At 69.6% G+C, this 24474-nt stretch carries 27 protein-coding genes and 2 pseudogenes; 12 read left to right on the plus strand and 17 right to left on the minus strand.

The genetic code is table 11. The features are described 5' to 3' along the window. Nucleotides 1-66: 66 nt before the first annotated feature. From ABZ904_RS21845 to ABZ904_RS21870, 6 genes and pseudogenes are all read left to right on the plus strand, one after another. Nucleotides 67-1059 (plus strand): phospholipase D-like domain-containing protein, encoded by a 993-nt coding sequence (locus tag ABZ904_RS21845; RefSeq protein WP_359398426.1) that lies wholly within the window; start codon nucleotides 67-69, stop codon nucleotides 1057-1059. Between the two features lie 370 nt (nucleotides 1060-1429). Beyond that, on the plus strand, nucleotides 1430-2167 hold the full coding sequence (locus ABZ904_RS21850) for a hypothetical protein (RefSeq protein WP_359398428.1): 738 nt from the start codon (nucleotides 1430-1432) through the stop codon (nucleotides 2165-2167). A gap of 113 nt (nucleotides 2168-2280) precedes the next feature. Continuing rightward, on the plus strand, nucleotides 2281-2706 hold the full coding sequence (locus tag ABZ904_RS21855; protein ID WP_360995358.1) for a hypothetical protein: 426 nt from the start codon (nucleotides 2281-2283) through the stop codon (nucleotides 2704-2706). Further along, entirely contained in the window at nucleotides 2703-2921 is a 219-nt protein-coding gene (locus tag ABZ904_RS21860; RefSeq protein WP_360995361.1) for a hypothetical protein, read from the plus strand. The genes ABZ904_RS21855 and ABZ904_RS21860 overlap by 4 nt, the downstream gene beginning before the upstream one ends. 284 nt (nucleotides 2922-3205) lie before the next feature. After that, nucleotides 3206-3526, plus strand: a complete 321-nt coding sequence (locus ABZ904_RS21865; protein WP_360995364.1) for a WhiB family transcriptional regulator — start codon at nucleotides 3206-3208, stop codon at nucleotides 3524-3526. Between the two features lie 194 nt (nucleotides 3527-3720). Further along, nucleotides 3721-3852: pseudogene (locus ABZ904_RS21870) on the plus strand (S1 family peptidase); the annotation flags it as partial. Nucleotides 3853-3890: 38 nt separating this feature from the next. On the opposite strand, the gene ABZ904_RS21875 reads toward ABZ904_RS21870, so the two are convergent. Then, nucleotides 3891-4262, minus strand: coding sequence for a hypothetical protein (locus tag ABZ904_RS21875; RefSeq protein WP_361825144.1), 372 nt, complete (start codon nucleotides 4260-4262; stop codon nucleotides 3891-3893). 95 nt (nucleotides 4263-4357) lie between these two features. Continuing rightward, nucleotides 4358-5059 carry a FadR/GntR family transcriptional regulator gene (locus ABZ904_RS21880; protein ID WP_359398437.1) on the minus strand — a complete coding sequence of 234 codons (702 nt, stop codon included), beginning with the start codon at nucleotides 5057-5059 and terminating at the stop codon, nucleotides 4358-4360. Nucleotides 5060-5315: 256 nt separating this feature from the next. Here ABZ904_RS21880 and ABZ904_RS21885 point away from each other — a divergent pair, with 256 nt between their 5' ends. After that, entirely contained in the window at nucleotides 5316-6557 is a 1242-nt protein-coding gene (locus ABZ904_RS21885) for an aminotransferase class V-fold PLP-dependent enzyme (protein ID WP_360995370.1), read from the plus strand. Nucleotides 6558-6843: 286 nt separating this feature from the next. After that, on the plus strand, nucleotides 6844-7161 hold the full coding sequence (locus ABZ904_RS21890) for a hypothetical protein (protein WP_359398441.1): 318 nt from the start codon (nucleotides 6844-6846) through the stop codon (nucleotides 7159-7161). A gap of 91 nt (nucleotides 7162-7252) precedes the next feature. Here ABZ904_RS21890 and ABZ904_RS21895 read toward each other — a convergent pair whose 3' ends face one another. The 7 genes from ABZ904_RS21895 to ABZ904_RS21925 form a co-directional block, all read right to left on the minus strand. Then, the gene (locus tag ABZ904_RS21895) at nucleotides 7253-7735 is read right to left on the minus strand and encodes a DUF6114 domain-containing protein (RefSeq protein WP_360995374.1); all 483 of its coding nucleotides are present in this window, start codon (nucleotides 7733-7735) and stop codon (nucleotides 7253-7255) included. A gap of 87 nt (nucleotides 7736-7822) precedes the next feature. Further along, a complete protein-coding gene (locus ABZ904_RS21900) occupies nucleotides 7823-8446 on the minus strand; it encodes a DUF6230 family protein (protein ID WP_359398445.1) in 624 nt (207 codons plus the stop codon). A gap of 350 nt (nucleotides 8447-8796) precedes the next feature. Further along, nucleotides 8797-10161 (minus strand): VWA domain-containing protein, encoded by a 1365-nt coding sequence (locus tag ABZ904_RS21905; protein WP_360995379.1) that lies wholly within the window; start codon nucleotides 10159-10161, stop codon nucleotides 8797-8799. Next, on the minus strand, nucleotides 10158-11015 hold the full coding sequence (locus tag ABZ904_RS21910; protein ID WP_360995459.1) for a MoxR family ATPase: 858 nt from the start codon (nucleotides 11013-11015) through the stop codon (nucleotides 10158-10160). Before ABZ904_RS21910 ends, ABZ904_RS21905 begins: the two co-directional genes overlap by 4 nt. A gap of 183 nt (nucleotides 11016-11198) precedes the next feature. Then, nucleotides 11199-11651, minus strand: coding sequence for an SRPBCC family protein (locus ABZ904_RS21915; RefSeq protein ID WP_359398449.1), 453 nt, complete (start codon nucleotides 11649-11651; stop codon nucleotides 11199-11201). A gap of 227 nt (nucleotides 11652-11878) precedes the next feature. Continuing rightward, nucleotides 11879-12943, minus strand: a complete 1065-nt coding sequence (locus ABZ904_RS21920; RefSeq protein ID WP_359398451.1) for a YihY/virulence factor BrkB family protein — start codon at nucleotides 12941-12943, stop codon at nucleotides 11879-11881. A 122-nt stretch (nucleotides 12944-13065) separates the two neighbouring features. Beyond that, on the minus strand, nucleotides 13066-15486 hold the full coding sequence (locus ABZ904_RS21925; protein ID WP_361825148.1) for a SpoIIE family protein phosphatase: 2421 nt from the start codon (nucleotides 15484-15486) through the stop codon (nucleotides 13066-13068). A gap of 255 nt (nucleotides 15487-15741) precedes the next feature. Here ABZ904_RS21925 and ABZ904_RS21930 point away from each other — a divergent pair, with 255 nt between their 5' ends. Both ABZ904_RS21930 and ABZ904_RS21935 read left to right on the plus strand, forming a co-directional pair. Further along, a complete protein-coding gene (locus ABZ904_RS21930) occupies nucleotides 15742-15918 on the plus strand; it encodes a hypothetical protein (RefSeq protein WP_359398455.1) in 177 nt (58 codons plus the stop codon). Between the two features lie 141 nt (nucleotides 15919-16059). Next, on the plus strand, nucleotides 16060-16245 hold the full coding sequence (locus ABZ904_RS21935; RefSeq protein WP_359398539.1) for a hypothetical protein: 186 nt from the start codon (nucleotides 16060-16062) through the stop codon (nucleotides 16243-16245). On the opposite strand, the pseudogene ABZ904_RS21940 reads toward ABZ904_RS21935, so the two are convergent. Both ABZ904_RS21940 and ABZ904_RS21945 read right to left on the minus strand, forming a co-directional pair. After that, nucleotides 16194-16409, minus strand: a pseudogene (locus ABZ904_RS21940) (RNA-guided endonuclease TnpB family protein); the annotation flags it as partial. The gene ABZ904_RS21935 and the pseudogene ABZ904_RS21940 sit on opposite strands and share 52 nt — an antisense overlap. Nucleotides 16410-16576: 167 nt before the next feature. After that, nucleotides 16577-17161 (minus strand): TetR/AcrR family transcriptional regulator, encoded by a 585-nt coding sequence (locus ABZ904_RS21945; protein ID WP_360995388.1) that lies wholly within the window; start codon nucleotides 17159-17161, stop codon nucleotides 16577-16579. 99 nt (nucleotides 17162-17260) lie between these two features. Between ABZ904_RS21945 and ABZ904_RS21950 the strand changes: the two genes are divergently transcribed. Then, nucleotides 17261-17701, plus strand: coding sequence for a tautomerase family protein (locus ABZ904_RS21950; protein WP_360995391.1), 441 nt, complete (start codon nucleotides 17261-17263; stop codon nucleotides 17699-17701). Nucleotides 17702-17727: 26 nt separating this feature from the next. Here the strand turns inward: ABZ904_RS21950 and ABZ904_RS21955 are convergent, their stop codons facing one another. The 6 genes from ABZ904_RS21955 to ABZ904_RS21980 all read right to left on the minus strand — a co-directional run bounded on the left by ABZ904_RS21955 (nucleotide 17728) and on the right by ABZ904_RS21980 (nucleotide 23392). After that, on the minus strand, nucleotides 17728-18969 hold the full coding sequence (locus tag ABZ904_RS21955; RefSeq protein ID WP_360995394.1) for a cytochrome P450: 1242 nt from the start codon (nucleotides 18967-18969) through the stop codon (nucleotides 17728-17730). Nucleotides 18970-19166: 197 nt separating this feature from the next. Beyond that, the gene (locus tag ABZ904_RS21960) at nucleotides 19167-19703 is read right to left on the minus strand and encodes an NAD(P)H-dependent oxidoreductase (RefSeq protein WP_359398464.1); all 537 of its coding nucleotides are present in this window, start codon (nucleotides 19701-19703) and stop codon (nucleotides 19167-19169) included. Between the two features lie 80 nt (nucleotides 19704-19783). Beyond that, nucleotides 19784-20368: a TetR/AcrR family transcriptional regulator gene (locus ABZ904_RS21965; protein WP_359398466.1), complete on the minus strand. Its 585-nt coding sequence runs from the start codon at nucleotides 20366-20368 to the stop codon at nucleotides 19784-19786. 86 nt (nucleotides 20369-20454) lie between these two features. Beyond that, complete coding sequence (locus ABZ904_RS21970) at nucleotides 20455-21189, minus strand: carbonic anhydrase (protein ID WP_359398468.1); 735 nt, start codon at nucleotides 21187-21189, stop codon at nucleotides 20455-20457. Nucleotides 21190-21626: 437 nt separating this feature from the next. Continuing rightward, the gene (locus ABZ904_RS21975) at nucleotides 21627-22730 is read right to left on the minus strand and encodes a histidine kinase (RefSeq protein WP_359398470.1); all 1104 of its coding nucleotides are present in this window, start codon (nucleotides 22728-22730) and stop codon (nucleotides 21627-21629) included. Then, the gene (locus ABZ904_RS21980; protein WP_359398472.1) at nucleotides 22727-23392 is read right to left on the minus strand and encodes a response regulator transcription factor; all 666 of its coding nucleotides are present in this window, start codon (nucleotides 23390-23392) and stop codon (nucleotides 22727-22729) included. The genes ABZ904_RS21975 and ABZ904_RS21980 overlap by 4 nt, the downstream gene beginning before the upstream one ends. A 341-nt stretch (nucleotides 23393-23733) precedes the next feature. Between ABZ904_RS21980 and ABZ904_RS21985 the strand changes: the two genes are divergently transcribed. Further along, nucleotides 23734-24444, plus strand: coding sequence for a histidine phosphatase family protein (locus ABZ904_RS21985; RefSeq protein ID WP_359398474.1), 711 nt, complete (start codon nucleotides 23734-23736; stop codon nucleotides 24442-24444). Nucleotides 24445-24474: the final 30 nt, after the last annotated feature.

Here is a 24474-nt window from a genome sequence, read left to right on the forward strand (position 1 = left end):
CGCGCGTGGTGTCATTCCCGCGCTCGCCACCCCCCATGGGTGCATCAACTCGACTAGGAGACAGGCATGTTGTGGAAGGTCCTCGGCCGCGCAGGTGTCGCCCTGACGGCAGGTGCCGCAGTGCTCGCCACCGCCGTCCCCGCGAACGCCGCCACGTACTCCGCGTTCGCCTTCTCGCAGAGCGGCAGCCAGCCCACCATCTACGACTTCATCAACTCGGCGACCACCTCGCTCGACATGACGATGTACGAGCTGGAGGACACCACGGCTGTCAACGACCTGATAGCCGAGAAGAAGAAGGGGGTCACCGTGCGGGTCATACTGGACCGCCAGCACCAGACCGCCAACAACTCGGCCTACAGCGCCCTGAAGAACGCGGGCGTGGGAGTGGTGTGGTCTCCCTCCGCCTTCGTCTACACCCACCAGAAGACCATCACCGTCGACGGCGTCAAGTCGCTGATCATGACGGGCAACCTGACCTCCCAGTACTACACGACCAGCCGTGACTACGGCGTGTTCGACGACGACACCCGTGACGTCGCGTCGATCGAGAAGGTCTTCAACGCGGACTACGCCGGCAGCTCGATCACGCCGACCGACGGCGACCATCTGCTCTGGTCGCCCACCGACTCCCGCAACCGCCTGCTGTCCCTGATCAACGGCGCCACCGCGAAGCTGGACATCGAGGAGCTGGAGCTCGGTGACAGTGCGGTCGTCAACGCCATCGTGGCGCGGGCGAAGGCGGGCGTTGCCGTGCGGGTGGTCCTGGAGAGCCCGTCCAGTTACTCCAGCCAGGTGTCCGCGATCAAGGCGGCGGGTGGCACCGTCGTCGGATACTCCGACCCCAACGGCTTCTACATCCACGCCAAGGCGATGGTCGCCGACTACGGCCTGTCCACCCAGAAGGTGGAGGCGGGCTCCATGAACATCAGCAGCAACTCGCTGGACAACAACCGCGAGTTGGGTCTGATTCTGACGGGCACCGGGGTGGCGGAGTCCGTGGCCACCACCGTTGAGACCACCTTCGGCAGTGACTTCGCGGGTGGCACCCGGGCGTGACCCTGAACGGTCGGCCCGTCCCCGATCCCGCGGCACCCGCCTGCCGTCGGGCTCGGGGTCGGGCCTCCGCCCGCGGGTGCGCTCGCGAGGGAACCCTGGGATGTCCCGACGAGCTGCGGCAAACTCGCCGTCCGCTGTCGGCGCGACCGTGCTGGTCGCAGTCCTGAACGAGGGCTGTGACCAACTGCGACCCGACATCCTGACGACCGCCCGACGGGCCTGCCTCACCTCTGTCCAGGCGATAGAGTCCGGATGTGCGTTGATCTTCCGGGCGGCGGCCATGTGCAGCCGCAGACGGTGCAGGGCGCCTCCCTCAACAGGGGCCGCCCCAGCAGGCATACCCGTCACCACGCCACCGGAGATCCACATCATGACTACTCAGCAGCCCCTCACCTACGACGCGTTCGTCGAACTCGCCGTCGCCGATTCAGCCGTCGTCGGCCTCGTCCTCAAAGGCTCCCAAGCCCATGAGGGCATGATCACCCGGCACTCCGATCACGACCTGTATGTGGTCCTCGCCGACGACGCGACAACAGATCTCACCCGGTTCACGGGCCACCGCACCCCCGAAATCGACCTCGTCATCGTCTCTCTCGCCCAGTTCCGTGCCGCCGGAATGCCCGGCTTCGAGCGCTACGCCCTCGCCCGTGCCCGGATCGTGCTCGACCGGCTCGACGGGGGTATCGCCAAGCTCCTGGCGGACAAAGCGCGTCTTCGCGCCGATGAAGGGCGCGAAGACTCCCGTTACTGGCTCGACGCCTATGCCAACTCTCTCTACCGCTCCGTCAAGAACCACCGAGACGGCCATGCACTCGCCGCCCGCCTCGACGCCGCCGACGCCATTCGGTTTCTGCTGGAGCTGCTCTTCGCTCTCGACCGTCGCCCCCGGCCCTACAACAAGTACCTGGAGTGGGAGCTCGCCCGATATCCCCTGCCGGGCTGGGACACCGACATGCTGCTCCGCGCTGCGGACCGCATCCCAGCAACCGGCGACGTATCCCTACAGCGGCGCCTCTTCACCCTGGTCGAGACAGCGGCCCGACAAGCCGGACACGGCGACGTGCTGGACGCATGGGGCGAGGACCTCGACCTTATGCGCCCGCAATAGCGCCCTCAGCCCAGCCCCTGTTGGCAGTGTGACAACCGGTAGAGATCCGAGACGGCGAGTTGTCGCGCAGTAATCGCAGTGCGGCGCGAGCACGCGTGCCGCAGAGTTCCTGGGTGATCGTTCTGCAGCCTGTACTGGAGATCTACGCCTCCGACGGCTTCACCCTCTGGCCTGTCACCGAGTCCGAGCTGTACGGCTTTCTGCCGCTCAGCGGCGCACTCGACCCTGCCGAGCTCGGCACAGCGGTGACGCGCATCGCCGACTACAACGACATCGATCCCGAGACCGACGGTCGCCCACCGCGTCCCGCCGACCCACTCGGAGGCTTCTTGCACGGACTGCTGACCATGGACGACCTTGTCGCACCTGGCGGTCTGCGGATTTCGGACACCGCAACCGGCACCACGCTGCTGCCGGCTGCTGCAATGGGCTGGACGAGAGGCGTGCCTGGCTTGAGGTCGTCGACGGCAAGGGCTTGGCCTCCTTCGGTCACGATCCCTCTCCGCTCGCTGAACGGCACGGCGACGTCGTCCGATTGACCGTCGACGCGGAGCAGCGCAACAGCCCGGCGATCGAGCTACCCGTCGCGGACCTGCGTCGCCTGCTCGCCGGCGCAGAGCGCGACCTGCTCGACTTCCTCCACCTAGCCGCGGCCTGGGCGGCTCGGCACCTAACCGATTACGCCACCCCTGTCACCTCCGCCCTCGGCCGTGCTCTGGACCTGCCCGCACCAGTGTTACGGCCGACCCCGTAGAGGCCTACGTATCGGCGCACTACCTCGGATTCGTCGACAGCGGTCCGAAGGCTAGAGGTGGTCAGTTGGATCTTTATGGACTGCCCTTGGGGCCCTGGGCGGTGCCATGACTTTGCCAACAGGCCGTAGACGGCAAGGGGCCCGGCGTCAAGGAAATTCACTCGAAGGAGTGTGAGGAGGAAGTCGGGGTATTGCGAAGCTCATGGCAGTTGGGCGTAGCGTCCTATGCCCCCGGCAGATTGCCGGGACTGCTGACAGGCCGGGCGGGGAGAGGGTGGCGCTGGATGAAGGCGGTTGACGACTGGGCCGAGCGCGGGGCGTGCCGGGGATTGAACCCGGAGGAGTTGTTCGTCGAGGCGTCGGCCCAGCATCGGGTCAAAGCGGTGTGCGCGGGCTGCGCGGTGCGGACGGAGTGTCTGGCATTCGCCCTGGACCAGCGGATCGAGCACGGGGTGTGGGGAGGGATGACCGAACGGGAGCGACGGTCGCTTCTGCGTCGTCGTCCGACCGTGACGTCTTGGCGGCGGTTGCTGGAGGCGGCACGCACGGAGCACCAGAACCGTTCGCGAGGCGGCACGCCCACCGGCCGTCAGGTTTCTGCCTAGGGTTTTGACCGGGAAGGTCCGCCGGGTGCTCGCTCTCGTTCTCTGACGTCGCCCATGGACGACGTCGGAAGGACTGCGATCATCATTCGCATGGCGTGCGACGTGTATGGGAGCGAGCCGGCCCGGCACTGGCGGCTGCCCGCAACTCCTGTCGCCGGGGCGTGACGATCCGCCGGATCGACTGTCCGGCGGAGACCACCCTCTGGCACTGCGGCACCGTGCTGGCCAAGAACGAGACAGTCAACTACAGCCAGGGCGCCGTGCACGAGATGACGAAGACGAACGTGTGCGCCGAACCAGGCGACTCCGGGGGCTCCTTCATCAGCTGATACCCGGCACGAGGAACGGCCCCGGTGCGGTCGCCTCAAAAGTCGAACGTGGCGTTCCTGAAGGCGATGACGATCGCCACGAGGCCGAATACCCAGAGCCCGATCGCGCCGAGCATGGCGCCCGCGGCGGCAGGCACCCCGGTGCGACGGCCCAGCACCGTGGCGCCGGTCCAGCCGCACACGGCTCCGGCCAGCGGAGCGCCGCAGAGCAGCAGGGCGGCGTGCACCAGCGATTCCTTGGCCCGGTGGTTGGCGACCCCATCGGTGGTGCTCTTGTGCCGGAGCGCATCTTCGGCGGCGTACCAGAGCCAGCCGAACAGCGGGAGCAGGAGCACAGCGGTCACCACGAGGAAGGCGGCAACGGTGCGGCGCGTCCGTCTGGCCGTCTCTGCGGAAAGTTCCGTCATAGGGAGCATCGTGCTGCGGCGTCGCCGCGCCATGCCATCCGTATGCGTACTCAGTCGCGTAGCTCGTTCCGCCCGCAGAGCGGCCGACGCAGCCGTCAGTCGTGAACGTCGTCGTCCTCCACGGAGGGCATGAAGGCGCGCAACCAGCGCTCCGTCTGGGCGACATGGGCCTGTGCGGCGCCTGCGGCCGCCACGGGGTCGCGGTCGGCGATGGCATCGGCCAGGACGCGGTGGTCCTGGTCGCTCTTGCTGCGCAGCCGTGGGCCCTCGGGGAGCGTGAAGACCCGGTACTTGCCCGAGCGGGCGCGGAAGACCGAGAGCAGGGACGCCAGGGTGGGATTGCCGCTGATCCGGGCGATCTCCGCGTGGAAGCGGTGGTCGAGTTCGGCGGCCTCGGCGGGGTCGTCGGTGGCCTCCATCGCCTCGATGAGCGAGTAGAGCCCACGCACCGTCTCCGGCGTGCTGCGTGCGGCGGCCTGCGCCGCGACGTGCGCCTCCAGTACCCGCCGGATCTCGTAGACCTCCAGCAGGCCCGTCAGGGGGAGGAGCTCGAAGGTCAGCGCGAGACTGCCGATGACGTCCTCGGGCCGCAGCTGGGAGACGTACGTGCCCGATCCGTGGCGTGGCTCGATCACGCCCAGGGCGGCGAGCATCCGTACGGCTTCGCGCAGGGACCCTCGTGAGACGCCCAGCTCCTCACACAGCTCGCCCTCGGGCGGAATGCGCTCACCCGGGCCGAGACGCCCCGTCGCGATCATGTGCCGTAGCCCGTGGAACGCCTTCTCGACTGCGGACATCCCACTCCTCTCGCCGCTGTGTGGGCTGCGGCTCGCACCCTTGAGGGACTGCGACGTCGTCGCCGGAGCCTCTCGGCACTGTAGCGAGTCATCAGATGTCTTGGGCGGGTCGAGCAGGAGTCGTCCGATGAAGTTCCACTTCAGTCGCTTGCGTCCAGGGAAATGGCGATGACAGGATCCCCAGGTCGTCATATGTCTCTCTGGAAGAGTCCGGTGCATCGCATCGGACATTCCGGCTCGAAGGATCGGGAGTCAAGTGAGCGGGACCGAGGTCACCACCGCGCCGCACCCCCTGCTACTGGCCGACGGCAGGCCTGCCGCCGAGGCGTGGTCGCTGGACCCCGCCCTGAAGCACCTGAACCACGGTTCGTTCGGCGCGGTCCCCCTTGTGGCACAGGGACGGCAGCAGGAACTGCGCGCCGAGATGGAACGCTCACCCGTGGTCTGGTTCCCCGCGCAGCCGCAGCGGATCGCCGAGACCCGGTCCGAGCTCGGCGCCTTTCTCGGTGTGTCCGCCGACGATCTCGCGCTGGTGCCGAACGCGAGCGCCGGCGCCAGCGTCGTGTTCGCGGGACTCGAGCGGCGCCGTGGCGGGGAGATCGTCGTCACCGACCACGGCTACGGTGCCGTCACCATGGGCGCCGAGCGGCTGGCACGCCGCTGGGGCGGCCGGGTCCGCACCGCCCGGGTGCCGTTGGACGCGGACGAGGAGCAGGCGTACGAGGCCGTGATCGCGGAGATCGGGGAGGCCACCGACCTCGTCGTCCTCGACCACATCACGTCGGCCACCGCCCGCCTGATGCCGGTGGACCGGATCGGCGAGGCGGCCCGGCAGCAGGGGATACCGCTGCTCGTGGACGGCGCGCACGCGCCCGGTCTGCTTGCCGCGCCCCTCGCCGGCGTCAGCTGTGACTTCTGGGTCGGCAACCTGCACAAATGGGGCTGCGCGCCGCGCGGCACCGCGGCGCTGATCGCCCGGGGGCCGCTGCGCGACAGCCTCTATCCCCTGATCGACTCCTGGGGTGCCGCCGATCCCTACCCCGACCGCTTCGACCAGCAGGGCACCCTGGATGCCACCGCCTACCTGGCGGCGCCGACAGCGCTGGACTTCGTCGAGCGCACCTGGGGCTGGCAGGCCGCCCGCGAGTACATGGACGAGCTGGCCGACTACGCCGCGCACGTGATCGGCACCGCGTTCGCCGACCTGACCGGGGTCGGCGGCACCGTCGACGTCGGTATGCCCGTCCCCGGCATGCGGCTGGTGCGGCTGCCGGACGGTCTGGGCACATCGCGTGTCGCGGCCGACGCGTTGCGTGACCGGGTGGCCGGAGAACTGGACGTGGAAGCCGCCTTCACCAGCTTCGACGGCATCGGATACATGCGGCTGTCCGCCCATGTCTACAACACCGCCGCGGACTACGAGTACTTCGCCGAGTCCTGTGTCCCCGTCCTCGGCCGGTGGGCTCACGAGGCCCGCGAGCAGCACCGCTCGGCGTAGCGGCGCGGCATGGCCTCGGAGCGGGACCGGCTCGGGGCGCATGCGGGGGAACAGCCCGGCTCTGCTCCTCGGCGCCCGGCCGCGCTCGGGCCCCGACCGGGTCGGCCGGCTGTTCGCTGCGCCGTCGGGCCGGCTGCCCGACCGGGGTGCCGGCGGGCTGCCGCCGGCCCTTTCGGCGGGCACGGCGCCGCCCTGCGTTCGCGATGACCGGTTACGGGCTGCCCCGGGCGACGTGGCCGAGGCCGGGAACTGGGTACGCGGTGTAAGAGCCGAACGAGGGAGCGACATGACGACGTACGTGATCACCGTGCCCGGCACCTTCACCGGCCCCATCGCACCCGGTACGAGAGCCGACCTGGTCCGGGCCCTGCGCCCGGCCGATCCGCACCACACCCAGAAGGGGAACGAGGAGGACCTCGACATCCTCACCGTGAACGAGGACAACACCTTCACCATGCGCCTCACCGTCGAGGCGGACAGCGGACCCCACGCCGAGCAGGACGCCCAGCACCTCGCGGGTTCCGCTCTGCGTGCCGCGGGGCTGGACGAAGCCAGCGCCCCCCTGGGGCCGTCGGTGATCACCGGCATCGACTCCGACATCTGAGAAGCCGCAGGTGCCGGCCCCAGACGACGGGCCACCCGTGGATCCTCGATGCGCCGGTCGTGCGAGCCCGTGGCGCACGACCGGCGGGGGGTCACGGACGTCCTTGTTCTTTTCCTGCCGGTACGGGGGTGGCTGCCGGATGCGCTGAGGGCGGCGGCTCGGCGGCGCCCGTGGGCGGAGCCCAGGCGCAGGCAAGGGAACCACCGATCAGGCCGAAGAACAGGCCGAAGAACAGGCCCCCGAAGTTCGCAACGGGAAGCGAGATGAGGGCGAGCAGCAGGGTCGCGATCCCGGCGAACACACGGACCTCCTGGTGGAACCAGAGAGAGATGCCCAGGGTCATGAGCAGGACTCCGATGACCAGGGACGCCGCCCCGGAGGTGGTGGAGAGCGCCAGCGCGATGCCCTGCAGACTCAGGTGCGTGTAGGGGAAGTACATGATGGGCAGTCCCGCCGTGAGGGTGAACAGCCCCGCCCAGAAGGGCCGCCCGCCCCGCCACACCCAGAATCTGCGCCGGATGCCGGAGACGGTGGCGCGTAGTCCCGAGCCTGTTTCGAACGGATCAAAGAACACGTGTGCTCTCCGTGGTGGGGAGATGGACAGGACATGCGGTGAGCGGGCGCCGACGCGCGCATGTGCCCGTGCCGGCCCGGCACGGGGTCAGAAGCAGTTGTGGCTGCCTGGCTCGATCTGCACCTCGAGGCCGGGGATGTCGAGCGTGGCGGCCGATACCGCGACCGAGGTCACGCGCACGTTGGTGAGGTCGATGGAATCGGCCTGCTGGGCGAAGATGTTGGGGTCGAAGAACCGCGAGTTTCTGTCTCCCGGATTGATCGGCCCCTTCGTGACCGAGCCCGCCGCCACACCGATGTCGATGTTGTTGCTGTTCGCCTGATCGGCCGAGATCGAGGTGGCGTCGATGAACAGGTTCGTCGCCTCGACCTGGCTGCGGTCACCGCCGGTGAGCAAGAGGGTGTAGGTACCCAGTACCGGGACCGGGAGATTCACGGACAGGCACAGCCGGCTGATGTTCGCGTGCCGGAACCCCAGGACCACGACCGGCACGAGCGTGCCCTTCCTGGCCACGTCGACCATGGGGTAGAGGGCCAGACCACGGGCGTTGAGCTTGTTCGCGGCGACCTGGAAACGCTGGCCCGAGATGAAGAACGACGCGGCCAGCGCTCCTTGTGCCATACCGATGCAGAGTGCCGCCGCGGCGGCGACGCCCGTGACGAGAAACGCGGCGAAGCGCCTCCAGCAAGTCCGGCCGGAGCGATGCAGCATTACGCCTCCTCCGTCGCGCAGGTGGCTCCACCCGTACCGGACAAATGCGGGCGAGGTGCTGGTGCCGTCACGGAGTCTAGACTTCCGGGCACGATGGCCGACGGCACGTCAGGTCGGCCGGCCGGGTGATATGCACGCTCGGCGCCGGTTACGACTGCCCCGGTGTCGACCGCGCTGAGCGGCAGAAACAGGTCCGCAGACACTCTGCGCCGGCGCAACAGGGCCTCCACCGGCAGTTAATTGCACGGGGGATCGGCGCGGACAGGCGCCTGACCGTCCGTCTCGCCCGGTCCACATGAGTCCGGGCCATCCACATCACCCACGCCGGGGGAGCCGGTGTCGGGACGTGGTCACACGGGCAGCAGCCGAGAGATCAGCGCACTGAGCTGCCGGGCGTTGCGGCACTCGTACATCTCGACGAGCGCGGCGTAGTCGGGCGCGGCGGAGTCGCCCGTGCCCCACTGGGAACATGCCTCGGGGTTCAGCCAGTACACACGGCGGGCCCGTTCGGAGATGTGCCGAACCGCCGGCAGATTCGGGTCACTCATGTTCGTACGCGCGTCACCGAGGACGAACACGGTCGTACGGGAACCGACCGCGTGGGCGTATCGCTCCGTGAACTCGCCGAACGCGGCACCGTAGTCGCTGCTGCCGTGCCATCCCGTCACCGCCGCCTGCGACAGGATTCCGGCACTGAGGTGGCCGGGATCCGCCGCGCCGTGCACCAGAAGCCCCGTGACCTCGTCGACGCGGTTGACGAAGGCGAAGACCCGGACCTTGCTGAACTGGTCGTGCAACGCCTGCACCAAGAGCATCGTGAAGTCGGAGAATCCCGACACCGAACCCGACACATCGCACAGCAGCACCAGTTCGGGCCGGACGGGACGGCGCCGGCGCAGTACGGGATGCATCGGGACGCCGCCCGTCGACAGTGAGGCACGCAGGGTGCGCCGCAGATCGATGGTGCCCCGGGAGGCACGACGGCGGCGGGCCGCGAGCCGGGTGGCCAGCTTGCGAGCGAGTGGCTGAACCACCCTGCGCAGCTCGGCGAGCTGATCCCGTCCGGCGAAGAGGAAGTCGACCCGGTCGGGGGTCGGGGCGACCGCCCGCCGGGCGATCTCGTCCCTGCCGCGGCGCTCGGCGACCCGGCGCCGCGCCTCGGCGGCGACCTGCGCGCGGAAGACCTCGATGCGCCTGCGGATCTCGTCCTCCAGCAGCCGGTCGGTGAACCCCGACGCCCCGGACTGCGCCCTGACGGCGTCCCGGACGCGAGCCAGCAGCGTCTGCGGGCGCAGCCGGTCGAGCGTCTGGTACGACGACCAGCCGTCCGAGCCCGGTGAGGCGCCGTAACCACCGAAGCCGCTCACCGCCTCGGTCGCCAACCGCGCCGTCATCGCCTCGTCGCCGGCCGCGAGGGCGGCGATGAGCCGTTCCCGCAGTGCTTCCCGGTTCGGGGTCGCGTCTGCGCCCGGTGTCCCGACACGGCTGGGAAAGTACACGTCGAAGACCGGATCGAAGACGCGGCGCTGCGTCTCCCCGTGCAGCAGTGTGGCGGCCAGTCCCTCACGCAGCAGCTCGCGGTCCGTCAGGCCGAGTGCCTCCAGAGCCCGCGCGGCGTCCACGGTCTCGCCGGTGCCGATCCGCAGGCCGTGCGAGCGGAGTGCGCCGACGAGCCCCGTCAGCCGCTGCGCCACCCCCGCGTCCGGGGAGTTCACACGGCGTCCAGGTCGAGCTTGGCGGCCGCCTTGAGCACGTCGTCCTGGTGCTTGAGCAGCACTCCGAGGCTGTCACGTACGACGGTCTCGTCGAGGGTGTCCGCCCCGAGCGCCAGCAGGGTGCGCGCCCAGTCGATGGTCTCGGCGACCGACGGGACCTTGCGCAGATCCATCGCGCGCAGCGCCCCCACGACGCGCACCACGGACTCCGTCAGGGCCTGGTCGAGGCCCGGCACCTTCAGCCGGACGATGCGGCGCTCCAATTCCTCCTCGGGAAAGCCGATGTGGAGGAAGAGGCAGCGGCGGCGCAGCGCTTCCGACAATTCGCGGCTCGCGTTCGAGGTGAGCACGACGAACGGACGGCTCGTGGCGGTGATCGTCCCCAGTTCCGGGACGGTGATCTGGAAGTCGCTGAGCACTTCGAGCAGCAGGCCCTCCACCTCGACGTCGGCCTTGTCGGTCTCGTCGATCAGCAGGACCTTCGGCCCGTCGCCCCGGATCGCGGTCAGCAGGGGACGCGCCAGCAGGAACTCCTCGCTGAAGATGTCCGTACGCGTCTCGTCCCAGGTCTCGTCACGGCCCGCGCTGATGCGCAGCAGTTGCTTGGCGTGGTTCCACTCGTACAGCGCCCGTGATTCGTCGACGCCTTCGTAGCACTGCAACCGGACCAGCCGGGCCCCGGCGACCTGGGCGACGGCCTTGGCGAGTTCCGTCTTGCCGACCCCCGCCGGGCCCTCCACCAGCAGCGGCTTGCCGAGCCGGTCGGCCAGGAAGACCGTCGTGGCGACCGCGGGGGAGGCCAGATACCCGGTCTCGGCTAGGCGCGCGGATACGTCGTCGACGGATGTGAACAACAACGTGGCCTCCAGCCCGGGACGACGCATCTGACGCACTCACTATCTAAGCGCTTGCTCATGTGTTCTGTCACGTGTGACGCAGCCCACGCCATGCCGGCTACGGCCACCCGGCCGGCTGCCGAAGGGGGCGGTGCCCTGGTGGAGGTCCAGGGCACCGCCCCCTCGGGCGACGAGGTGAGGTCAGACCTCGCCGCGCCAGGCGCCGGTTTCCACGCCGCCGCGCTGCTCGATGAAGCTCTTGAACCGCTTGAGGTCTCCCGTGACCCGCCGGTTCACGACGCCGAGCTTGTCGCCCACGGACTCGGCCAGGCCCTCGGGCTCGTAGGCCATCTGCAGCATGACCTTGGTGCGGTCCGCGGCCAGGCGGTGGAAGGTGACGACGCCGGCCTGCTTGGCCTCGCCGTTCACGGTGGTCCACGCGACCCGCTCGTCGGGGATCTGCTCGGTGATCTCCGCGTCGAACTCCCGCTGCACACCGCCGATCTTCGTCACCCAGTGGGTGAGAGTGTCGCCGCGCTGCTCGATGCGCTCCACGCCGTCCATGAACGCGGGGAAGGTCTCGAACTGGGTCCACTGGTTGTACGCCGTGCGGACCGGGACATTGACCTCGATGGACTCCTCGACCTGAGACATGCCGAAGCCTCCTTTTCATGGTGTCGATGGTTTGACGCCCGGCTCGGTGCCGGACCGTGTGCCACGGAAACGCTCACTCGCGGGCCACTGCCCGACCCGGTGAGCCGACCGCCGGTGGCGGGCCCGGGGAGCGGGTCCTTGCCGCTCCGGTTCCAGGGCGCTTCGACAGCGGGTATCCCGGGGTCGGCAACCCATGCCCGACGCCATCCCGGCGTCTGCCGCGGAGCTCAGATCTCGCCCAGGCGGCGCAGGTCCTCCTCGTCCCAGCTCCTGGTGTCGCGCGGTTGGGTGTACGGCTCCGCCTCCGGGGGGAGGCCGCCGGCGATCGCCCGCTGCCGTACGGTCTCCGCGTCGAACTCCAGACCCAGCAGGACGGCCAGGTTGCTGATCCACAGCCAAACGAGGAAGACGATGACGCCGGCCATGGTGCCGTACGTCTTGTTGTACGAGGCGAAGTTGGCGACGTACAGCGCGAAACCGGCGGACGCGGCCAGCCAGATCAGCAGGGCCAGGACACTGCCCGGCGTGACCCACCGGAAGCCCTTGACCTTGGCGTTGGGGCTCGCCCAGTAGAGGATGGCGATCATCACGGTGACGAGAACGACCAGGACGGGCCACTTGGCGACCGACCACACCGTCAGCGCGGTGTCCCCGATGCCGAGCGCGGCTCCCGCCTGACGCGCGATGCCGCCGGTGAAGACGACGATCAGCGCGCTCACGACAGCCAGCACCATCAGCACGATCGTCACGCCCACGCGCACCGGCAGGATCTTCCACACCGGTCGGCCCTCCGGCATGTCGTAGACGGCGTTCGCCGAGCGGATGAAGGCGGCGACATAGCCGGAGGCCGACCAGACGGCCAGCACAAGGCCGACGATCGCCATGAGGGAGCCGGTACCCGCATGGCTCTGCAGCTGTTCCACGGACCGGGTGATGATGTCCCTGGCCGATCCCGGAGCGAGATGGCGCAGGTTCGCCAGTACCTTGTCGGTCGCCGACTTGTCGGCGATGCCCAGGAGCGAGATCAGCACCAGCAGCGCCGGGAACAGCGACAGGACCCCGTAGTACGTCAGCGCGGCGGCCCGGTCGGTGAGTTCGTCGTCCTTGAACTCCCGAAAGCTCCCCGTCAGCACCTTGCCCCACGCCCGCTTGGGCAGCTTCGTCGGACGGTCGGGCGCCGACTCCTCGACCTCCGGCCCCGGCCCGGCCTCTTCCGGGTCCGGCACACCACGGGCCGGTGCCTGCTCGTCACTGTGATGGGCTTTTCGCCCTGGAACATGCATCTTCGCCATGGCCGCCGGGTATCCCCGGACCACGGCCTTACGCTCAGGCTCGCCCATGAGCGCCGACGCCGGCGCCGCCGGCCGGGATGCGCGATACGCAAACGGTGGGCGGATGAGCGGCGGTGGAACGCCTACCCCGAAGCGCCGCCGCCACTGCCGGGACCGATGGACGGTGTGGCGTCGCGCGAGGCGTGTGCGACCGGGGGTTGCAGCTCCGCCCATACCGTCTTGCCCGTGGCGGTGTAGCGGGTGCCCCAGCGCTGGGCCACCTGCGCGACCAGGAACAGCCCTCGCCCCCCTTCGTCGGTGACGTGTGAACGTCGCATATGGGGAGCCGTGTTGCTGGTGTCCGACACCTCGCATATGAGGCTGCGATCCCGGATCAGGCGAAGGCCGATCGGCCCGGAGGCATGCCTGATGGCGTTGGTGACCAGTTCACTCACGATGAGCTCGGTGGTGAAGGCGAGGCGCTCCAGGCCCCACGCGGTCAGCTGACGGGCGGCCTTGCCGCGTACCTCGTGCACGGCCCGGGGGTCGGCCGGTACCTCCCAGGAGGTGAAGCGGTCGGAGGTGAGGATGTGCGTGCGGGCGATCAGAAAGGCGACGTCGTCATGCGGGTGGTCCGGTAGCAGGGTGCGGACCATCGTGTCGCAGATCTCCTCCAGCGGCCGATCAGGATGGGCCAGCGCGAAGCACAGCCGCTCGAAGCCGACGTCGACATCGCGGTCCGACGCCTCGATCAGGCCATCGGTGTAGAGCGCGATGACGCTCCCCTCCTCCACCTCGATCTCCGCCGACTCGAAGGGCAGGCCACCCAGCCCCAGTGGGGGTCCGGCGGGGATGTCCGGGAACTCGACGGGCTCACGCAGATGGGCGATGGCGGGGCTTGGATGTCCGGCGCGCGCCACGTTGAGCTTCCTCGAGATCGGGTCGTACACGGCGTAGACGCACGTCGCTCCGATCACCAGCGGACCGTCCGTGGCCGCTTCCGCCTCGTCCGCCAGGCGCAGAACGAGGTCGTCGACATGGGCCAGGAGCTCGTCGGGCGGCAGATCCAGATCGGCGAGCGTCTGCACGGCCGCCCGGAGACGGCCCATGCTCGCCGCGGCATGGATGCCGTGCCCGATGACATCACCCACCACCAGCGCGACCCGTGCACCGGACAGGGGAATGACATCGAACCAGTCGCCTCCTACGCCGGCCTCGGCATCGGCCGGCAGATAGCGGTAGGCGATCTCGACGGCGCTGTAGTCGGGCAGGTCGGGTGGCAGCAGGCTGGTCTGGAGGGTGAGCGCGGCGTTGTGCTCGCGAGCGAACCGCCGGGCGTTGTCCACACACACCGCCGCCCGGGCCACCAACTCCTCGATGAGCAGCAGGTCGTCCTCGTCGAACGCGTTCGGGTTCTCCCAACGCAGCACGGTGACCACTCCTATGGTCACTCCCCGGGCCATGAGCGGGACCGTCAGGTGAGAGTGCACGCCGAGTCGGCGCAGTGTCTCCAAGCGCAGCGGATCCTCGGTGAGCCACGATGTCGTGGGGGCCAGCACCGCGTCGAGGACCGACTGCCCGGCCTTGAGACAGCGCTGTTGAGGGGACCTCGGCGGGTACCTGGTCGGTTCCCCGATGGCCACGACCACTTCCGGTAGATCCTTGTGGATCGAGAGATGGGCTGCCCGTGTGAGGGTGCCCCCGGTCGCTGACCCCGTTGTGAGGTCCGCGGGGGCGAAGCCGCCCTGGAAGAGGTCGATCGCCACGAAATCGGCCAGCTGGGGCACCAGCACTTCGGCCAACTCGTTGACCGTACAGTCGAGATCCAGCGTGCTGCCGATGCGATGCCCCGCCTCGTTGATCAACGCGAGCCGCTCGCGCGCTCCGTCCCGCGGTGTGGCGGCAGCGGAGGTGGGGCGCGGAGGGAGTGTCTTGCCCTCCGGAGCCGTCGCCGGCAGTCCGAAGGTGGGCTTCACGGGCGCCGAGAGCAGCAACGGCGTGCCCTGCCCGCTTGGAGCCGGCGCCGTCTGCCCGGACTCCCCGGCAGACGTCGTCAGAGGGGGCGGGTGCGACCGCAGCAGGTCTTCCATGCCCTGCGGCACGCGGTCCTCCCCGTGGCCCGAGTGCTCGGCATCGCCGACGATGCCTGCCGTCACCGCCCATTCCAGCAGGCGGCCCATCACCGTCTGCTCCTGTTCCCACTTGTGCGATGCGCTGATGTCGCAGGCAACGAACAGCCAGCTGGACCCCTCCCCGGTGCGCAGCGGGCATGCGCGCAGTGCGAGTTCGATCCGATGCCCCGAACAGTGACGTGCGGTGACCACGCTCTCCCAGCCGTCCCCGACCCGCCGCCCTTCGGCCAGTGCGGACGAGAGCGCTTCTTCGCTCGCCAGCAGCGACGTCACGGGCCGCCGAAGCACACCAGCCGCCGAATAGCCGAGCAGAGCCTGTGCCCTGCGGCTCCAGTACTGGATCAAGCCGTAGGCGTCCACCAGGGCGACGGCGGCGGAAGTGATGCCGAGCGGATCGCCCCGATGTTCGTGCGCCATGTCCGTAAGACCCATGCTGCACGACCGTTCATGGGCGGGGGTTTCCTCGGACCACCGTCTCATATCGACCCCGATGTGTCGCAGCACCCGGCTTCCCGCTCCCGCGTCTTGAGTGTCCTGATGTGTTCTCCGCGAGCCCTGCGACCGGCAGGTGTCATGCCTCCCGGGCGTGCGCCGCCGCCTTCCGGGCGGGATTGCGGGGCCGGCTGCTGTCGCCCTGCGGGTGTCCGAGGAGGACCATGGGAGATGAGCGGAAAAGGGAGACCCACCATGTCGAACCGAGCCTCGGAATACGATGAAGGGCTGTACTCCCACACCCCCTCCCAGGCCGAGGGCGAGCGCGATGAACCATCCGAGCGCGCGGTCACGGAGCAGCACCCCGACGTCCCCAGGAGCGAACCGTCCCAGGCCGAGGGCGAGCGGGTGGACGACATCGGGACGGCATGACCGTCGCTGACCGACACGGCCGTCGGCTCGTGGCAGCAATACGAGTTCGCTCCGTGGCGGTACGGGGAGAGACGTCCGCAACCGGGATATGACATTCGTTATAACCCGTTTACGCTCCCCCTATAACGGTCGCCGGATGCGGTGCTGGTCCCCGAGGTGGGCCGGTTCGTCCCGCCGGCACGGGTCGGCTTCCAGGTGCACTTCGTCGAGCGCGAGCACGACATGATGGCCATCGCGGGCCGGCTCCTTGCGTATGCCGAACAGGACCCCGATGTCATGGTCTTGACTGTGCCGGCCACCGACCGGTGCCGGCGGACCTTGATGTGACCGACGCCTTGCAGGCGGACGCGGGTGACGGGGTCGTGGGGGGTGGAGTCCTAGCGGCAGCCGTCTCCGTCCTTAGGGAAGTCGACGTTGTCGAACCGCTTGCCCGAGCGGAAGCGGGGACAACCCGGCCGCTGCCCGGCCTTCACGCGGCGGAAGAACGTAGCGACGAGGGCAGCTGGGGATCGCGTGGCGGCGTGCTGTCGGCTGTCCCTCCTCGAGAGTGGCGTTTTCGCCGAGGAGAAGGCCAAGGCGATCCGTGTCGCACTCGGCGGCTGAGGGAAGAGCTGCCGGTCCCTCGGCCGTTCGGCCAGGGCCGGGTGCGGGAGGCGGTTCAGCTCCTGGTTGCGCTCGCGACGAGTGCCAGGAGTTGCTCGGAGGTGCGGTCGAGGGGCTGGGTGCTGCGCTTGGCGCGGCACATGGCCATGGTCCCCTCGACACCCGCGACGATGAGCGTGGCGAGCTGGGCGGCGTGCTCGGTATCGGCGCCGTGTTCGCGCAGGGAAGTGGCCAGCAGGGTCTCCCAGTCCTCGAAGACCTCGGCCGCGGCCGCCAGGGCGGGCGGGATCTCCTCGGTCGGGGGTTCCTCGATGGAGACGGCCAGGACGGGGCAGCCGGCGTGGAAGTCGGTGTCGACGACGATCTTGCGCCACAGTGCGAGGAACGCCTTGAGTCCGGCGGTGGGGCCCGCCTGGAGTTCCTTGCGCAGACTCCTGGCGATCGTTTCCCCGGTGTGGCGGACGGCCTCGGTGGCCAGTTGCTGCTTGCCTTCGGGGAAGTAGTGGTACGTGGAGCCGAGCGGAGCCTTGGCGTGTTTGGCCATCTCCCGGATGCTGGTGGCGCTCAGGCCCCGTCGGCTGATCATGTCGGCGGCGCCCGTCACGATCCGCTCGCGGGCCTGCGGACTCGTTCTGGTCACGCGGGCACTCCCTCTGGCCATAACGACCGTCATAGTCTAGCGTGCCACCCGACTATAACGACTGTCATAGAGCGTCGCGGCGACGAGGAGTGAGCTGCCGTGCCGATGATCCGGCTGACCGCCCCGACCGGTTCACTGACCGACGAGGGCCGCAAGACCGTTCAGCGCGACCTCGCCGAGGTCCTGCTGCGCTGGGAGGGCGCGCCCGACACGCCCTTCTTCCGCGCCCAGGCGTGGAGCTACCTGATCGAACTGCCGGACGGTGCGCAGACCACCGCGCACGACGAGGAGCCGCGGTTCCTGGTGGACGTCACCGTGCCCGAGGGCGCCCTCTCCGAGCGCCGAAAGGCCGGGCTGGTCGAGGACGCGACCCGGACCGTGCTGAAGGCCGCCGGACTGGCACCCGATGACGCGCTGCGCGTGTGGGTGCTGGTCCATGAGCAGCCGGACGGCACGTGGGGTGCCGGAGGCTCGGTCGTCCGCTACGCCGACCTGGTCGCCCTCGCCCAGCAGGACAAGGGGGACCGGTGCGATGCGTGAACCCTGTTCCGTGGAAGCGAGACGGCTCAAGCCGTTGAGGCCGGCTCGGGACAGCCGGCCGTGAAGGTGACGGGCAGGCGCTCGGGGCCGCGCAGGCCGCTGGGTCTCCACCGCAGGTCGCCCGGTGGCACGGCGAGAGCGAGCCGGGGAAGCCGGCGCAGGACGGTACCGATGGCGATCTGACCCTCCAACCGGGCCAGCGGCGCCCCCAGGCAGTAGTGGATTCCGTGCCCGAACGCGAGATGCGCGTTGTCCCGGCGGGCGATGTCCAGGCGATCGGGGTCGGCGAACCGGCTTGGATCACGGTCGGCGATCGCGGAGGCGATCAGCACCGTCGCACCGCGCGGGATCGTCACGCCCCCGATCTCGACGTCCTCGCGCGCGAATCGTGCGATCCCCGGGTTGACCGGCCCGTCGTAGCGGAGGAACTCCTCGATCGCGTCCGGGAGCAGTGCCGGATCGTCGCGCAGTGTCCGCAACTGGTCGGGGTGGGCGAGCAGCACGGAGATGCCGCCCCCGATCAGATTGACGGTGGTGATGTATCCGGCGACCAGCAGCAGGAATGCCATGGCGACGAGTTCGTCCTCGTCCAGCCGCTGTTCCTCGTCCCGGGCGACGATCAGCGCACTGAGCAGGTCGTCTGCCGGCCGTGTTCGTTTGGCCCGCAGGAGGTCGGTCAGGTACGAGCGCATGCGCCGCCATGCCGTGTCCACCACGGCCGGGTCCGGCAGTTCGGTTCCCCGCCGAATCATGTCGTCGGTCCAGTGCTGGAAGTCGTGGCGGTCTGCGGCAGGGACGCCGAGCAGCTCGCTGATCACGGTGACGGGAAGCGGCAGGGCCAGGTCTGCGACGAGGTCCGCACGGCCGTTCGGTACGACTGCGTCGAGCAGACGGTCGGTGATCTCCTGGACCCGGGGCCTCAGCTCGGCCACCCTGCGCGCGGTGAACGCTTTCGAGACCAGGCGGCGCAGGCGGGTGTGGTCGGGCGGGTCGGCGCGGAGCATGTTGCGCAGAAAGGACTCGCGCTCCGTCACGGGCAGCTGCTGCGTGAGCCGAGGGTCCGACGCGTCGCGGACGTCGCTGCTCAGCCGCGGGTCGGACAGGGCGGCCAGCGCGTCCTCGTAGCGCATGACCAGCCAGGCCTCCAGGCCGCCGGCGATGACGGCGCGCTGGACCGGGCCGTCGTCGCGCAGTTGCCGGTAGACCGGAAAGGGGTCCGTGACGAAGGCCGGGTCGGAGTAGGGAAGCAGGACCGGCTGCTGACTCATGATGCCTCCGGAAACACGCCGCGAGTGCGCATGGCGAATCTGTCAGGCTTTGAGATTGTATGTGCCGGTTCGGTCGAATTCGGGATTTGGCCGGGTCGCCGCGGGAGACCGGTCGCCTGCGCGGCCGATGCCGGCCGCGGGCGGGTGACGTGGGTTGAGGACGGCAGGGATCGTGTCGCGGTCGGGATCCGCTCTCCCTATACCCGGTGCCGGAAGTCCTCCAGCAGCGCGCGGTAGCGCTTGGCGTGCAGGGCCAGTTGCTCGTCACTGGTGCCACGGACGTCGTGCAGGACGAGCGGCTCGGCATAGGCCAGGCCCATACGGTGGGCGGTCTGCTCCAGCGGCCGCAGCAGTTCCTCCATGGGGAAGCGGTGGAAGCCGCCGGGCCGGTAGGCCTCCTCGATGCCGCCGGTCGAGGTGACGAGCTGGAGGGTCTTGCCCTGCAGGAGGGGGCCGGAGTCGTAGGCGAAGTCACGCAGCATCACGTCGTCCAGCCACTGCTTGAGGAAGCCGGGGACCGAGTACCAGTGGAACGGGAACTGGAAGACGATCACGTCGTGCTCGCGCACCAGCCGCTGCTCGGCGGCCACGTCGATGACCCGGTCCGGATAGACGGCGTAGATGTCGTGCAGGGTGATGTGTTCCAGGTCGCGCACGGCCTCGGCGAGGGCGGAGTTGATCCGCGACCGGTCCAGGGCCGGGTGGGCGAGCAGAACGAGGGTGCGGGTTGTCACGGAGCTTCCTTCCAGACAGACAGGTCTGTCTTCTTGGGGGCTGAGAACCCCCCGACCGCAGTCAGGAGATGGGGGAGCTGTCAGGGGGTGGAAGGGCAGGCCTGGTCCACCAGCGCGCGAGCCGCGGCCTTGGCGGCGGCGGGCATGGCGGGGTTCTGCTCCAGCTTGCCGGCGGCCAGAGCGCCGTCGATGAGCAGGGTGAGCTGCAGCGCCAACTCGTCGGCGTCCCGCGCGCCGGCTCCTTCGGCCAGGCCGCGCACCCAGGTCCGTACGGTCGCCTTGTGCTCGACCATGACGGCATGCGGTGCGCTTCCCGGCTCACTCTCGGCGGCCGCGTTGATGAACGGGCAGCCGTGGAAACCATGGCGCCCGTAGGACTCCGCGACGGCGTCGAACAGGCCGACCAGCTGATCACGGGGGTCGCTTCCCGCGGCGAGCGCCGCGCGGCGCAGCTTGCCCCGCCAGGACTCGTCGGTGCGGCGCAGATACTCCGCCGCCAGCTCGTCCTTGGACGGGAAGTGTGCGTACAGGGTGGCCTTCGCGACGCCCGAGTCCGCGATGATGCGGTCCACACCCACGCCGCGCAGCCCGTGGGCCTCGAACAGATCGCCGGCCGTGGCCAGGATCCGTTCGCGTGCGGGCGGTCGCTTGACGGTGGCGGGCATGGGTGGCACCTCGTCTCAGGAAGGGCTCGGCAGCCCCGGCGTCCATCCAAACCTAACAGACAGGTCTGTCTGTTTCCATGTGCGGCTCAGGACGGTACGCCGGCCAGTACCTCCACCTGGCCCGTGTCGAGCGAGTAGTAGGCGCCGACCACGGCAAGAGTGCCCTTCGCCACGAGCGGGGCGAGGTCCCGGTTGGAGCGCAGATCGGTCGCGGTCAACTTGACCTGGGCCCGGGCCATCGTCTCGACCGGGTCGGTGCCGCCCTCGCGCGCCGCCTGCTCGTAGGCCGGCTGCAGGGCCTTGGCGATCGCCTGCAGATTGCCGGGAAGCGGTTTGCCCGCACGCATGGACTTGTACGCCGCGTCGATGGCGCCGCAGCGCTGATGGCCGAGGACCACGACGAGTGGGGTGCCACTCGTCATGGGCCCGTACTCGACGGAACCGGTGACCTCCGGTCCGATCGTCTGCCCGCCTGTACGCATGACGTAGAGGTCACCCAGCCCGGTGTCGAAGAGGAGCTCAGGCGGCACCCGGGAATCGATGCACGAGAGGATCGCCGCGTAGGGCATCTGCTCCTGTGCCACGAACTGGCGCCGGTCCGGGTCGCGGTCCGGGTGCTCGAGATCTCCGCTCACCCAGCGCTTGTTGCCTTCCATCAGTCTCGCGAAGGCCGCCGCCGGGGTGGTCGGCCGTGCCTGCGGCGAAGGGCTGGCCGCCGTCGCGACCATGCTCCTCGGTGCGCACCCCGCCAGCCCGACCGCGGCGCTCACCAGAGCACCCGTGAGCAGAGCTCTGCGATCCGGACGTCCTGCTGCGTCCATCGGTCGTCCTCCTCGGTGCCGCTCAGACGCATACGTGCGTCTTGACCAGGGCAATTGTTCAACCTGGCAAGGGCGACCCGGCGGCAGGCGCAAGGGGGCGCGGGGCATTTTGCCCACCGACGGCCCACAGCGCCGGCTCGAGTGTCCGACCGCCGTATGGTCGCAACCGCTCGGCCGATCGGCGAACCGTGCGCGGCCGGCCAGGGCGCGGCAGACCCCTGAACCGGTGACTGGTGCCGATGGGGAGTAGCCGATGTGCCCGCCGCGCGGCATTTCGCGCGCCCAGGCCGGAAGATAGGAATGCGGGCCTCCGTGCCGTGTTTCCCCGAGCCGGCATCGGAGGCCCGCGTATGCCGAGCGGGAGACGGGGGTGGACCTCCGGACATGCGCACCCCCTGGCCGCGCGCAGACGTGTGGGCCGTCCGGGGTCGGTCCGGTCATGGCGCCGGCTCGGCCGGCAGTTCCAGCTGGAGCTCGTAACCGCCCTCGGGGGTGGGCCCGGAGGTGACGGTGCCGCCGAGGAGGGCAGCGCGCTGCTGCAGGCCGATCAGGCCGTAGTGGGCGCTGGGCAGGGGCAGGGCGGGGCGGGTGGGAGCGCTGTTGGTGATGGTGACACGGACGGTGTCGCTCTGGCAGGTGGCGTACACGGTGGCGGAGGCGCCGGGGGCGTGTTTGCGCACGTTGGTCAGGGCTTCCTGAACGGTGCGGTAGACGGCGCGCTGCACGGTCGGGGGGAGGCCGCCGGGCAGGTCGGTCGTGAGGGCCGCGTCGAGGCCGCTGCCGTCGATCAGCCGCCGCAGATCGGTGAGGGAGGGCTGCGGGGTCAGTTCCGTCGGGATGCCCTGCGAATCGCGCAGGACGTTGACCATGTGGCGCAGTTCGTCCAGGGTCTGCACGCTCAGCCGCCGGATGGTGGACGCGGCCTCCTTGGCCTCGGCGTCCTGTGTGCCGACCTGCAGTGCCCCGGCTCGTACCGCGATCAGGCTCACCTGGTGGGAGACCACATCGTGCATCTCGCGTGCGAGCTGTGCCCGCTCCTTGGCCAGGGTGGCCTGAGCGGCCAGTTGCCGCTCGTGGTCGCGTGCCTCGAAGACCTCGCCGAGCCGCAGTGACAGGTCGCGGTGGGCCTGGACGAGTTGGCCGAGGAAGACGGGAGCCGCTGCGGTCGCCGCGGTGTAGCCAAGGGTGATCAGGGCTGTTGTGGTCCACAGGCCGAGCCGGAACGAAGGCCACGACGTCATGTCGCAGAGCGTGTACGCAAGGGCGCAGACGGCCAGCAGAGCCCGCCGCCGGGTGACCGTGGCCAGGTAGTACAGCGCTGCCAGCGAGGCGAAGATCGCATCGGAGACCAGGACGGCGGGCAGGGTGAACACGAAGGTGAGCAGCGGCAGACGCCGGCGCAGCAGAAGCAGCCAGGCGGCCGCCAGGGCGCAGGCCATCCGCGTCGGCTGGTCGAGGTTGACCTGGATCCAGACGTCGAGCAGCGCTGCGCCGACGAGTGCGATGTCGCGCAGTGTTCGGGCGCGGGCGCGGGTCATCATCCCGGTTCCAGATTGCGGGGCGGGTTGAGGAGTCCGGCGCGTTCGGCGAGCAGGGCCGCCTGGACGCGGCTGCTGACCTCCAGTTTCGTGAGGATGGCACTCACGTGGTCCTTGACCGTTCCGGTGCTGAGATGCATCCGGGCGGCGATCTCGGAGTTGGACAGTCCCTCGGCGATCAGGACGAGCACGGCGCGTTCTCGGCCGGTCAGACGCTCTATGGTGCGGGCAGCCGGTTCCCGGCAGCCGGCCTCCAGGTACCTGTCCACGACCGTCCGCGTGACCTTGGACGACAGTACGGTGCCGCCGTCCGCCAGGGCACGCACGAGGAAGGGCAGCTCCTCGGGGTCGGTGTCCTTGAGCAGAAAGCCTGCCGCGCCACAGCGAAGGGCTGTGGCCACGTACTCGTCCATGTCGAACGTCGTGAGCATGGCCACCACCGGAGGCTCGCTCAGCCTGCGGAGATCGGCGAGAACGGTGAGTCCGTCCACGTCCGGCATGCGGATGTCCAGCAGCACGACGTCGGGACGCATCTCCTGTGCCATCCGGGCAGCGTCCGCACCGGGAACCGCCGCCACGACCTCGATGTCGTCCGCGGCGTCCAGGATGCGCCGGAAGCCCGTACGGATGAGGGCCTCATCGTCGACCACCAGTACCCGGATCACGCGTGCTCCAACTTGCCACCGGATCACTGTTCGATTCGTATCACGTCGGGAAGCGCCCCGCAGTCCAGCGCTCACGGCGCACCGGGACCGTCCACTCGGCGGGCGGTCGCCAGCCAGTCGGCGGGGATGAATTCGGACTCCTGCCGGATGGCTACGGCACCAGGGTTCGCAAACCCTGGAGGCAACGCACTAGCTGCCGACCACTCTCCCACTTCGGAGCCACCGGTGGCGGCTGACCGCTGGCGTGCGCCGGCACAACCTCACCAGGACGGCTGATCAGCGCCGATCGGTCCTTCGGGCACCCGGCCACGGATGCCGGACCAATGGAGGAGGGCAGTCGCATGACGATCCGCCTGACACTACTGTGTGCGCACACCACGGACGACTCCGTGGACGCGGTTTTCGGTCACGGAGCCCAAGGCGACCACGACCTGCACGCGGCCGGCACCGCCCGGTCGGCGCTTCCTCCCTACTCGCCGGCCCTGCGGTCGCCGTCGACCCGGTGCGCCATGACGGCGGCAGCTCTCGGACTCCAGACCGTCGTCGAGCCGGCGCTGCGCGACCTCGACTACGGCACCTGGTGCGGCCGCACGGTGGACGAAGTCGTCGCCGAGGATCCTTTCGGGTACAGCGCGTGGCTGACCGACCCCGATGCCGCGCCACACGGCGGTGAATCCGTCCGCCGCCTCTGCCGCCGGACCGGCGCATGGATGCGGGGCCTGCCTTCCGACACCGGTCGCGTGGTGGCCATCGCTGAACCAGCGGTGTTCCGGGCGCTGCTCGTCCATGCCCTGTCCGCGCCGGCCCGGGCCTTGTGGGGACTTCAGATACCGCCCATGTACGCCGTCTCCCTCGTGGGCCGCGGTGACGACTGGCGTATCCGGTCGGTCGACGGAACCACCCCGCACGGCGTCGGTCGATCCGCTCCCTTCCGGACGACCGTGCCGGCCGCCCTCTGGCACACGAACGCCCGGCGCACGACGCAGCCGTACGGAGAGCGCGCCAGGGTGTTCTGCGGTGCCGATGCCGACGGCAAGGGCACCGCAGCCTGACCCGACCGGGGGCGGCCACCACGAGGGGTG

Source organism: Streptomyces sp. NPDC046900 (assembly GCF_040644975.1).
In the GTDB taxonomy this organism is placed as follows: domain Bacteria; phylum Actinomycetota; class Actinomycetes; order Streptomycetales; family Streptomycetaceae; genus Streptomyces.